This is a genomic window from Streptomyces sp. NPDC006339 (assembly GCF_040612775.1).
GTDB lineage: Bacteria > Actinomycetota > Actinomycetes > Streptomycetales > Streptomycetaceae > Streptomyces.
The window spans coordinates 157,276-168,601 of the sequence record NZ_JBEXQW010000013.1 but is presented as its reverse complement, the minus strand read 5'-3'; the positions used below and the strand labels follow the sequence as shown (position 1 = coordinate 168,601).

The following is an 11,326-nucleotide window of genomic DNA, read 5'->3' as shown; positions in this document are numbered from 1 at the left end:
CAGGAGATCATGTGACCTACCTGAATCCGCCCCGAGTCCCCCGGAACGTGGAGCTCCCGCCGCGGCGGCGCGGGCCGGGCGGTGTCGCGGCTCCGGCCGGGAGCCGGCGGAGACGCCGACGGAGGTGCCGACGGAGATTCAGCGGTCGAACGGCACGACCGCGTGGACGGTCTTGCCGTCCGAACGGACGTCCAGCAGGACCTGGCGGCACAGATGCAGCACGATCGGCCAGCCGAATCCCCCGGGCCGCAGTTCCTGATGGAACGTGTACTGCGGCGTCCGTGGACTGGCGTCGCCGACCGAGATGGTGACGCTGTCGCGGCCGAGACCTATCGCGAAGGCGGTGACCCCTCCCGCGTGCCGCTGCGCGTTGGTCACCAGCTCGGAGGCGACCAGCATCAGGTCGTCCACCTGCGAGGGACGGCGCGGCAGGCAGGAGGCCAGGGCCCGGCGGACGGCTCGTCGCGCCTGCGCGGAGGTGCGGACGGCGGTCGCGTCGGGCGGCCCGGCGCCGGGGTACGCGACCGCCGGCGTCGACGGGCTGGGCCGGGCGTCGCCCCGAGTCTTCATCAGGTGTCCCTTTCTTCCCGGTTATTGAGCTTCCGGCGGTTTTCGTCTTCCCTCGGATCGCCGAGCGATGCGTGGGCCCGGCCGGGCGGGCGGCGTCGTACGAGGACACCGGGAAGAGGCGAGGACGCCGGAAAGAAAGGACGCGTGGGGGTGTCAAGTCCGGGTAGGCGAAGCGCCACAGGCGAACGTTCGGCGAGAAACAGGAGGTTGTCCCCGTGCGGACCGAGATGGTCAAGGCGACGACGGCGACCGCGGAAGACGGTACGTGCACCGACCTGCCCGTGCTCGAGGCTCCCCACGAGATCGCGCCCCAGGACGCGCGCGCCCTGTCGAAGGTGTTCTTCCGTGAGCTGGCGGCACGGGAGGAAGGGACGAAGGAGCACCAGTACGTCCGCAACACCCTGATCGAGATGAACATGTCGCTGGTCCGGTACGCGGCGGGCAGGTTCCGCGCCCGGGGCGACGAGATGGAGGACATCGTCCAGGTCGGGATCGTCGGCCTGATCAAGGCGATCGACCGCTTCGACCTGTCCCGGGAGGTGGAGTTCGCGACCTTCGCCGTGCCGTACATCGTCGGGGAGATCAAGCGGTTCTTCCGCGACACGACCTGGGCCGTCCACGTGCCGCGCCGCCTCCAGGAGGCGCGCGTGGAGCTGGCGAAGGCCAACGAGGACCTCGGCTCGCGGCTCGGCAGGGCACCGCGCGTCGCCGAACTCGCGGAGCGCATGGACATGTCGGAGGAAGAGGTGGTCGAGGCGCAGATCGCCGCCAACGGCTACCACTCCACGTCCCTCGACGCGGCCCTCGGCAGCGGGGACGACGAGGACGCGGACGCCTCCCTCGCCGACTTCATCGGCGAGGAGGACCCGGCGATCGAGCTCTTCGAGGACTTCCACACCCTGGCCCCGCTCGTGGAGCGCCTCGACGAACGGGACCGGCTGCTGCTCCACCTGCGGTTCGTGGAGGAACTGACCCAGTCGGAGATCGGCGCCCGGCTCGGCGTGTCGCAGATGCACGTCTCCCGCCTGCTCGCCCGCGCCCTCGGCCGGCTGCGCGAGGGCATGCTGGCGGACGCTCCGGCCGACGCCTGAGCGAACCGGCGGGCGCGGAGCGGCGCGAGACGGGCCCCCGGGGCGGCGACGGAGCCGGCCCCGGGGCCCTCGCGTATGCGCCGGCGCACGGCCCATCGCCAACAACTCGACCACGAACCACGCCCCGCCCCGCACGGACAGCCGTGCGGGGCGGGGCGTTCTCGGGCCGGGCCGGTCAGCCGATCGGCGTGATGTCACGGGCGGCGATGAAGGAGGGACGCCGGACCGGCGCGGCGAACGGCATCTCCGGCGCGTTCTCGACGCTGTTGAAGACCAGGAAGACGTTGCTGCGCGGATACGGGGTGATGTTGTCGCCCGAGCCGTGCAGCGCGTTGCAGTCGAACCAGGTCGCCGAGCCCGGCGCACCGGTGAACTGGCGGATGCCGCACGCCTCGGCGAACGTGGTCAGCGCCTCGTCCGACGGGGTGCCGGCGTCCTGCATCTGGAGCGACTTCTTGTAGTTGTCCTTCGGGGTGGCGCCCGCGCAGCCGAGGAAGGTCCGGTGCGAACCCGGCATGATCATCAGGCTGCCGTTGGTGGTGTGGTTCGCCGTGAGCGCGATCGACACCGAGACGGTCCGCATCCTCGGCAGGCCGTCCTCGGCGTGCCAGGTCTCGAAGTCGGAGTGCCAGTAGAAGCCGCTCGCACCGAAGCCGGGCTTGACGTTGACCCGCGACTGATGGACGTACACGTCCGAGCCGAGGATCTGCCGGGCCCGCCCGACGACCCGGGGGTCGGCGGCCAGCCGCGCGAAGACCTCGCTGATCCGGTGCACCTCGAAGACCGAGCGGATCTCCTGGGACTTCGGCTCGACGATCGCCCGCTCGTCGGCGCGCACCTGCGGGTCGGCGACCAGCCGGTCCAGCTCGGCCCGCAGCTCCACGACCTCGTCGGGCGTGACGAGCTCGTCCACCGTGAGGAAGCCGTCGCGCTCGTACTCCTCCAGCTCACGGGCCCAGAAGGGTCCGGGCGTTCCGGGGGCGGACCAGACGACGGGGTCCTTGCGGCCGATCAGCACCTCGTCGGTGCCGCGGGTGGGGTACAGGTCGACGGGACGGGTGGGGGCGGAGGTCATGAGGGACGGTGCCTTCCTTTCTCGTACGGACTGCGGTGGTGCGGGTGGTACGGGTGGGGCGGGGCAGGCTCAGGCCGGGTCGGGCTCCGTGAGGAGCGGGTAGACGCCGTTCTCGTCGTGGTCCTCCCGGCCGGTCACCGGCGGGTTGAAGACGCACAGGCAGCGGAAGTCCTGCTTGACCTTGAGGGTGTGGCGCTCGTGCCCGTCGAGCAGGTACATCGTCCCGGGCACGATCGTGTACGTGCGGCCCGTCTCGTGGTCGGTGAGCTCGGCCTCGCCGGCGGTGCAGACGACGGCCTCGACGTGGTTCGCGTACCACATGGACGTCTCGGTCCCGGCGTACAGCACGGTCTCGTGCAGGGAGAAGCCGACCCGCTCGCGGGCCAGGATGATCCGCTTGCTCTCCCAGGTGCCCGAGGCGGCGCGGACGTGGCGGTCGGTGTTCTCGATCTCGGCGAAGGTACGGACGATCACTGTTTCTGGCCTTTCTTCGTACGGGTCAGGCGGCGGCGCGGTCGGCGGCGTGGCGGACGGAGCGGGCTAGGATCCCGAGGCCCTCGTCGAGCTCGTCGTCCGTCGCGGTCAGCGGCGGCAGCAGCTTGACCACCTCGTCGTTCGGCCCGGAGGTCTCCAGGAGCAGTCCCAGCTCGAAGGCCCGCCGGCACACGGCACCGGCCCGCTCGCCGTCGGCGAACTCCAGGCCCCACACGAGGCCGCGGCCCCGGTAGCCGACGGCGGTGCGGCCGTCGTCGCCGCACAGGTCGCCGAGGGCGCGCTCGACGCGGTCGGCCCGGGCCAGGGTCCGGTCGCGCAGGGTGCCGTCGCTCCAGTACGCGTCGAGCGCGGCCGTGGCGGTGACGAAGGCCGGGTTGTTGCCGCGGAAGGTGCCGTTGTGCTCGCCGGGCTGCCACAGGTCCAGTTCGGGGCGGAAGAGGCACAGCGCCATGGGCAGGCCGTAGCCGCTGATGGACTTGGACAGGGTGACGATGTCGGGCGTGATGCCCGCCTCCTCGAAGGAGAAGAAGTCGCCGGTGCGGCCGCAGCCCATCTGCACGTCGTCGACGATCAGCAGCATGTCGTGGCGCCGGCACAGGTCCGCGAGCCCGCGCAGCCACTCGGCCCGGGCCACGTTGACCCCGCCCTCGCCCTGGACCGTCTCGACGATCACCGCGGCGGGGTGGTCGAGGCCGGAGCTCGGGTCCTCCAGGAGCCGCTCGAACCACAGGAAGTCCGGCACCTGGCCGCCCAGGTAGTTGTCGTAGGGCATGTGCGCGGCATGGTGCAGCGGGACGCCCGCGCCGGCCCGCTTGGCGGCGTTGCCGGTGACGGCGAGCGAGCCGAGCGACATGCCGTGGAAGGCGTTGGTGAAGGAGACGACGGTCTCCCGGCCGGTGACCTTGCGGGCCAGCTTCAGCGCCGCCTCGACGGCGTTGGTGCCGGTGGGGCCGGGGAACATCACCTTGTACGGCAGGGCCCGCGGCTCCAGGACCTTCGCGCGGAAGGTCTCCAGGAAGTCGCGTTTGGCGGTCGTCGACATGTCGAGCCCGTGGGTGACGCCGTCACCGGCCAGGTAGTCGAGGAGCGCCCGCTTGAGCACCGGGTTGTTGTGGCCGTAGTTGAGGGATCCCGCTCCGGCGAAGAAGTCGAGGAAGGGGCGTCCGTGCTCGTCGTACAGCCGGCTCCCGCGGGCCTGCTCGAAGACCACGGGCCAGGCACGGCAGTAGCTGCGCACCTCCGACTCGACGGTCTCGAAGACGGACGGTGCGGGGGCGGTGTCGGTGAGGGTGGTCACGGTTCTCCCGGTTCTCGGTTCTGCGTTCTCGGTTCTCGGCGAGGGCTCAGGGCGTACGGCGCGCGGCGCGCGGCCGCGCTACGTCGGAGGTCCGATCCGGTAGAGCACCTCGGGCTCGTGGCTGCCGCCCGCGTCGGGCGTGTCGGGGAAGACGGCGGACGGGAACAGGACCTCCTGGGTCACCGTGGCGCCGTGGCGACGCGCGTACGAGCGGAACAGCCGGTCGGAGGCCACGTTCCCCGGAGTGACCGTCGCCTCGAGCCGTATCGGCCCGTGCTCGGCCGCCACCTGGGCGGTCAGAGCGTCGAGCAGTGCTCCCGCTACCCCGGTTCCGCGGTGCGAACCGTCCACGGCCACCTGCCAGACGAAGAGCGTCCCCGGTGCCTCGGGCCGCAGGTAGCCGGTGACGAAGCCGACCGGCCGCCCGGAGGCGTCGCGGGCGACCGCGGTCGTGCCGGCGAAGTCGCGGCACCACAGCAGGTAGCTGTAGGGCGAGTTGACGTCCAGTTCCTCCGAGCCGTGTGCGATCCGCCAGAGGTCGGCGCCGTCCGTCGGCTCGGCGGGGCCGATGTCGACACCGGCCCCGCGGGTTTTCATGGGTGCTGTGGTCATGGGCGCCGAAGCTACCTACCGATTCGGCGAACTTCTTTGTGCGGCGGGGTTGTGCGAGAGGTGCCGGATGCGATAGGTGCAGGAATCGCCCTTGGAGGGAAAGTCCGTCACTTGTCGCCGGGCAAAACGGACGAAAAGCCCACAAAGTGACCGTTTATAACGGCTGGATAACGCCCTGCTGGTGCGGGGCTCGCTCCTCGCCGATCCATGAGATCCTCCCCTCTTTCCCGTTTGAAGTCCCCCTGGAGGGTCAGGAGTAGGAGTTCGCACGGCCTGCGCGCCCGCGCCCGTGCGCCCTAAGCTCCCCCGTGGTCGGCACGGTCCCGTGCCGGTGTCCTCGCGTGCCCCGGAGGGGCGTGACCGAGAGGGTGGGAGACGGCATGAGCGCGACCGTACGGTGGGGAATTCTGGCCACGGGAGGCATCGCGGCCTCCTTCGCGGCCGATCTGAAGGAGATGCCGGACGCCGAGGTCGTCGCCGTCGGCTCCCGCGACCTCGCGTCGGCGAAGACCTTCGCGGAGCGCTTCGACATACCGAGGGCCTACGGGAACTGGGCGGAGCTCGCCGCGGACCCGGAGGTCGACGTCGTCTACGTGGCGACGCCGCACTCCGCGCACCGCGCGGCGGCCGGACTCTGCCTGGAGGCCGGCCGGGCCGTGCTGTGCGAGAAGGCATTCGCCCTGAACGCCCGCGAGGCCGGGGAACTCGTCGCGCTCGCCCGCGAGCGCCACCTGTTCCTCATGGAGGCGATGTGGATGTACTGCAACCCCGTCGTCCGCGAACTGACCCGCCTCGTCGCCGACGGCGCCATCGGCGAGATCCGCACCGTCCACGCGGACTTCGGCCTCGAAGGCCCCTTCGCGCCCGACCACCGGCTGCGCGACCCCGCCGTCGGCGGCGGCGCGCTGCTCGACCTCGGCGTGTATCCCGTGTCCTTCGCCCACCTGCTCCTCGGCGAGCCCGACCGGATCTCGGCCGACGCGCTGCTCTCGCCCGAGGGCGTCGACCTCAACACGGGCGTGCTGCTGGGCTGGGACGCGGGTGCGACCGCGCTGCTGTCCTGCTCGATCGTCGCCGACACCCCGCTCACGGCCTCCGTCACCGGCACCAAGGGACGGATCGAGGTCCCGCGCGGCTTCTTCTCTCCGGAGGGCTTCGTGCTCCACCGCAGCGGCCGCGAACCGGAGGAGTTCACCGTGCCCGGACGGCGCGACAGCCTCCAGCACGAGGCGGCCGAGGTCATGCGCTGCCTCCGGGCGGGCGAGACCGAGTCGCCGCTCGTCCCCCTGGACGGAACCCTGGCCGTGATGCGGACCCTGGACGCCGTACGCGCGAGGATCGGCGTGCGCTACCCGGTGGACACCCTCTGAGGCGGGCCGCGCCGCCCCTGTGTATACGCTGGTCACGTGGCGAGGGGACAGCAGAACGACGTCGACGGGAACAGCGCCGGAACCGCTCCGGCGGACCTGCGGCGGTTCGCCGTCGCCCTGCGGCGCACGATCGGTGAGGTGAACCGGCTGTCCCACGGCTTCGCCCTGGCCCAGGGCCTGCACCCGACCGACGTGCAGGCCCTGTCCTTCGTACTGGACAGCGCGGAACCGCCGACGCCGGGGATGCTGCGGGACCACCTGGGGCTCACCTCCGGCGCGGTGACGGCCTGCCTGGACCGGCTGGAGAAGGCCGGACACATCCGGCGTACGCGGGACAGCGCCGACCGCCGTGTCGTGCACGTGCACTACGCCGAGGACGCCCGCGCGGTCGCGCGCGCCCACTTCCTGCCGCTGGCCCAGGCCGCGGAACGCACCCGGGCCCGGTTCGACGACGCCGAACTGGCCGTCGTCCAGCGCTACCTCGACGCCCTGAACGCCGAACTCGGCGAACTGCGCGTCCCGAGGCGCTGAACCCCGGCGCGGCGCCGCTTCCCGCACTCCGGTTCTCACGCTCCGCTTCCCACGCGCCGGCTCCCATGCTCCGGTTCTCCCGCCCCAGTCGCGCCTCCGCGGCCCGGGACGCCCCCTGAGGAAAGGTGTCGCGGCACCGCCATGGTTCAATCTCTCTCGATCATTGAGATTGTTCACGGTCGAGATGTCTCTTCTCCGGGAGTCCCCCATGTCCGCACCCCCTCGGTGGGCACGCCGGCTGCTGCCGCTGCTTCTCCTCGTCGTCTGGCTCGCCGTCGGAGCGGGCCTCGGCCCGTTCGCCGGGCGGCTCGGCGAGGTCGCCACCAACGACCAGGCCGCCTTCCTGCCCCGCAGCGCCGAATCGACCCAGGTCCTGGAAGCCCAGAAGGCGTTCCGGCAGGAGGAGTCCCTGCCCGCCCTGGTCGTCTGGACCTCCGAGGGCGGCGGGCCCCTGGACGCCGGGGCCCGCGCGGCCGCGACCCGCTCCCTGGCCTCCCTCGCCGGGGAACCCGGCGTCGCCGGCCGCCCCTCACCCGCCCTGCCCTCGGAGGACGGACAGGCCCTGCGGGGCGTCGTACCCCTGCGCCCCGGCCTCGGCGACGCACTCGCGCCGACGCTCGACGCCGTCCGCGCGGCCGCGTCGTCCGTGCCCGGCACGGACGCCCTCGTCGGCGGCCCCGCCGCCACCCAGGCCGACCTGTCCGACGCCTTCGCCGGGATCGACGGCCTGCTGCTCGGGGTCGCGCTGGCGACCGTCCTGGCCATCCTGCTGCTGGTCTACCGCAGCGTCCTGCTGCCCCTGACGATCATCCTCGGCGCGGTGTTCTCCCTCGGCCTGGCCTGCGCCGTCGTCTACGTCCTCGCCGACCACGGCGTCGTCCGCGTCGACGGCCAGGTGCAGGGCATCCTGTCCATCCTGGTCATCGGGGCCGCCACGGACTACGCCCTGCTGCTCGCCGTCCGCTACCGGGAGGAGCTGGCCGCGCGGGACGGCGACCGCCACCCCGCGATGCGCGCCGCGCTGCGGCAGACCGCCGGCCCCGTCGCCGCGAGCGCGGCCACCGTCGGGCTCGGCCTGCTCGCCCTCCTCCTCAGCGACCTCACCAACAACCGCGCCCTCGGCCCGGTCGGCGCGATCGGCATCGCCTGCGCCGTCCTCGGCGCGCTGACCTTCCTGCCCGCCGCCCTGGTGCTCCTCGGCCCCGCGGCCTACTGGCCCGCCCGTCCCAAGGCCGCCCGCCCCGAGCCCGCTCGCACCCGCCGGGGCGCCGGCGCCGACGGCGACGTCCAGGACGGCGACGTCCAGGACGGTGACAGCGACGCGCTCGCGGACGCGCACACCGTGTGGCGACGCGTCGCGGCACTCGTCGACCGCTCTCCCCGCGCCGTGTGGGCCTGGACGCTCGCCGCGCTCCTCGCCGGCGCCGCCTTCGCCCCGACCCTCGACTCGCGCGGGGTGCCGCTGGACGAGATCTTCGTCAAGGACGCGCCGTCCGTCACCGCGCAGCGGCAGCTCGGGGAGCACTTCCCGGGAGGCGCCGGCAACCCCGCCGTCGTGATCGCCGACGCCGGCTCGGCCGCCGAGGTACGGGCGCTGGCGGAACGCGTCGACGGCGTCGACTCCGCCGCCGTCCTCACCACCGGCGGGCCCGGACGCCCCGGCGAACCCCTCGTCGCCGACGGACGCGTCCGCGTCGACGTCACCCTCGAGGACGCCGCCGACAGCGACGCCGCCAAGGACACCGTCGCCCGCCTGCGCGCCGCCCTGCACTCCGTACCCGAAGCGGACGCGCTGGTGGGCGGCTACACCGCCCAGCAGTACGACACCCGGCGCACCGCCGAGCGCGACCGGCTGCTCATCGTGCCCGTGGTGCTCGCGATCATCCTCGTCATCCTCGTCGGACTGCTCCGTTCCCTGCTGCTTCCGCTGCTCCTGGTGGCCACCGTGGCCCTCAACTTCGCCGCCACCCTCGGTGTCTCGTCCCTCGTCTTCCGCCACGTCCTCGGCTTCACGGGCACCGACCCCGCCGTCCCCCTGTACGGATTCGTGTTCCTGGTGGCCCTCGGCGTCGACTACAACATCTTCCTGATGTCCCGCGTCAGGGAGGAGACCCTGCTGCACGGCACCCGCGAGGGCGTGCGCCGCGGACTCCTCGCGACCGGCGGCGTCATCACCTCCGCCGGAGTCGTCCTGGCCGCCACCTTCGCCGCCCTCGGCGTGATCCCGCTCGCCTTCCTGGTGCAGATCGCCTTCATCGTTGCCTTCGGCGTCCTCCTCGACACCCTCGTCGTACGCTCTCTCCTGGTGCCCGCGCTGGTCCGCGACATCGGACCCACGGTGTGGTGGCCCGGCGAGCCGCGCCGCCGCGCGTGACCCCCTGAGCCCGTCCGACCGGACCCCCGCCGACGGCCCCGCGGCCGCCGGCGGGGGTCCGTGTTCGGCCGAACGCGCCGGGAACCGGGACCCGGATGTGAAGGTTCGTCGCCAACGGGGTAAAACCATGGCCAACACCCCTCTCACTCGAACGGACACGCGCGCGTTGAGCATGCTTCCCGGATCACGTGTGCCAGGCAGGACCTGGACGGTTCGTCTCACCGGTCATCCCGACCACTCCGCCACGGTCACCTGCACGACGGCGGGCTGCCGCATGCCGGCACGGTCCAGGGACCTCCAGGCGCTGCGCGTCTTCGCGGCCGAGCACGCCCGCGCACACGGCCGCCTCGCCACCCCGCGCCCCAACGCGGACTGCGCCTGCGGCGCCACCGGCTGCCGCCATCACTCGGCCCGCGCCACCTGCACCGGCCGGATGCTGCTGGTCCTGATCCACAACCCGGCCGTCGCCGAGGTCTGGACGCTCGCCGAGATCTGCCAGGCGTGTGCGCCGCTGATCGCGCACGCCTCCGTCGTCGCCGGTGCCGGCGCGTCCCACGAATCGCTCGCCGCCCGCGCCGCCGCCGCGGCCGGGGGAGCGCCCGCCGCACCGCCCGCGCCCGGCACGGCGGCCCCTCCGGCCGTGCCGATGATGTTCTCGTCCCCGGAGGCCGCCGGCGGCCCCGCGGCGGCCGGACCGCCGTCCCCCCGCAAGCGCGGAGGCCGACGCGGCGGCCAGGGCGGCCAGGGCGGTCAGCGCGGGCAGGGAGGTCAGCGTGGCCAAGGCGGGCAGGGTGGCCAGGGTGGCCAGGGCGGAGGACGGCCCCGACGGGGCCGCGCCTGACACGGCGCCCCGCACCTCCCGCCGTACGGGGGTGGGCCGGCGGACCCGCGGACCGGGGCCGGGCCGGCCGCCGGTCGCGGTGATCCGGGCCGGCCGGACGGAAGTACGCCAAGGAGGGACGCGACGGTCCTTCCCGTTACGGGGTGTCCACCCCGGCGCGTCCCGCCCCGCCTCGCCCCGCGGCCGGTCCCCGAGGTGGCGGCGGCATCGCCCACCGGATCGCCGCCACCACCGCGTGGCCCCCCGGCCGGGCGACCGGCAGGAGGAGGCGCGTGGTGTACGGCGGGTCCAGCAGGGCCCTCGCCCAGTCGGGCAGCAGATCGACGGCGGCCGCGCAGAGGAACGCGTACGGGAGCCGCGCCGGCCACGGCAGCGGCGGGTGCCCGAGCAGATAGCGCGCGGCGTCCCGTGACGCGGGCGTGGCGCGCAGCTCGGGACGGTACGCGGCCAGTTCGGCGGCGAGGCCGGCGCGGCTCTCCGGCGGGTCCACCACTCCGAGCCGGCGGGCCACCCGCGCCATGTCGGCCACATAGCCGTCCGCACCGGACGGGTCCAGGGGAGCCCTGCCGTAGCGCTGATGGGCCTCCAGGAAGCAGTGCGCCTCGGCCGCGTGCACCCAGGCGAGCAGCCGGGGATCGGACGCCCGGTACGGCACGCCCTCCGGCGTCCGCCCCCGGACGCTCTCGTGCACCGCCCGCACCTGCCGCACCGCGCGCTCGGCGTCCTCGGCGGTGCCGAAGGTCGTGGTCGCCAGGAAGGTGCTGGTGCGCTGGAGCCGCCCCCAGGGGTCTCCCCGGAAGTCCGAGTGCCCGGCGACCGCCGCCATGGCGACCGGGTGCAAGGACTGGAGCAGCAGGGCCGCGAGCCCTCCCACGTACATCGAGGCGTCCGCGTGCACGCTCCGCACGGGACGCCCGGGGCCGAACCATCGCGGCCCGGGCGTTCCGTGGATACGGATGCGCTTCCGGTGCGCCGTGGGACCGGCGACCCGGTGCAGCAGTGCCTCACCGGCCCGCTTCCGCAGCGCGCCGGAGAACGGCACGCGCCAGGGCACGACTCAAGTGTGCGCC

At 73.4% G+C, this 11,326-nt stretch carries 11 protein-coding genes; 5 read left to right on the top strand and 6 right to left on the bottom strand.

Features of this window, described 5'->3' with window-relative positions:
* Positions 1 to 138: 138 nt before the first annotated feature.
* Positions 139 to 570, bottom strand: a complete 432-nt coding sequence (locus tag ABZ135_RS13475; RefSeq protein WP_356695036.1) for an ATP-binding protein — start codon at positions 568 to 570, stop codon at positions 139 to 141.
* A gap of 227 nt (positions 571 to 797) precedes the next feature.
* Between ABZ135_RS13475 and ABZ135_RS13470 the strand changes: the two genes are divergently transcribed.
* Entirely contained in the window at positions 798 to 1,661 is an 864-nt protein-coding gene (locus ABZ135_RS13470; RefSeq protein ID WP_356695053.1) for an RNA polymerase sigma factor SigF, read from the top strand.
* A gap of 175 nt (positions 1,662 to 1,836) precedes the next feature.
* Here ABZ135_RS13470 and thpD read toward each other — a convergent pair whose 3' ends face one another.
* The 4 genes from thpD to ectA form a co-directional block, all read right to left on the bottom strand.
* Complete coding sequence (gene thpD / locus ABZ135_RS13465; RefSeq protein ID WP_356695034.1) at positions 1,837 to 2,736, bottom strand: ectoine hydroxylase; 900 nt, start codon at positions 2,734 to 2,736, stop codon at positions 1,837 to 1,839.
* Positions 2,737 to 2,805: 69 nt separating this feature from the next.
* Positions 2,806 to 3,210 (bottom strand): ectoine synthase, encoded by a 405-nt coding sequence (locus ABZ135_RS13460; RefSeq protein WP_356695032.1) that lies wholly within the window; start codon positions 3,208 to 3,210, stop codon positions 2,806 to 2,808.
* Positions 3,211 to 3,235: 25 nt separating this feature from the next.
* Complete coding sequence (gene ectB / locus ABZ135_RS13455) at positions 3,236 to 4,528, bottom strand: diaminobutyrate--2-oxoglutarate transaminase (protein WP_356695030.1); 1,293 nt, start codon at positions 4,526 to 4,528, stop codon at positions 3,236 to 3,238.
* A 78-nt stretch (positions 4,529 to 4,606) separates the two neighbouring features.
* Positions 4,607 to 5,125 (bottom strand): diaminobutyrate acetyltransferase, encoded by a 519-nt coding sequence (gene ectA / locus ABZ135_RS13450; RefSeq protein ID WP_356695051.1) that lies wholly within the window; start codon positions 5,123 to 5,125, stop codon positions 4,607 to 4,609.
* A 395-nt stretch (positions 5,126 to 5,520) separates the two neighbouring features.
* Here ectA and ABZ135_RS13445 point away from each other — a divergent pair, with 395 nt between their 5' ends.
* From ABZ135_RS13445 to ABZ135_RS13430, 4 genes are all read left to right on the top strand, one after another.
* Complete coding sequence (locus ABZ135_RS13445; RefSeq protein ID WP_356695028.1) at positions 5,521 to 6,510, top strand: Gfo/Idh/MocA family oxidoreductase; 990 nt, start codon at positions 5,521 to 5,523, stop codon at positions 6,508 to 6,510.
* Between the two features lie 36 nt (positions 6,511 to 6,546).
* Positions 6,547 to 7,041: a MarR family winged helix-turn-helix transcriptional regulator gene (locus tag ABZ135_RS13440; RefSeq protein ID WP_356695026.1), complete on the top strand. Its 495-nt coding sequence runs from the start codon at positions 6,547 to 6,549 to the stop codon at positions 7,039 to 7,041.
* A gap of 208 nt (positions 7,042 to 7,249) precedes the next feature.
* Entirely contained in the window at positions 7,250 to 9,415 is a 2,166-nt protein-coding gene (locus ABZ135_RS13435) for an MMPL family transporter (protein WP_356695024.1), read from the top strand.
* Positions 9,416 to 9,689: 274 nt separating this feature from the next.
* On the top strand, positions 9,690 to 10,256 hold the full coding sequence (locus tag ABZ135_RS13430; RefSeq protein WP_356695022.1) for a hypothetical protein: 567 nt from the start codon (positions 9,690 to 9,692) through the stop codon (positions 10,254 to 10,256).
* Between the two features lie 136 nt (positions 10,257 to 10,392).
* Here ABZ135_RS13430 and ABZ135_RS13425 read toward each other — a convergent pair whose 3' ends face one another.
* On the bottom strand, positions 10,393 to 11,310 hold the full coding sequence (locus ABZ135_RS13425) for an oxygenase MpaB family protein (RefSeq protein WP_356695020.1): 918 nt from the start codon (positions 11,308 to 11,310) through the stop codon (positions 10,393 to 10,395).
* Positions 11,311 to 11,326: the final 16 nt, after the last annotated feature.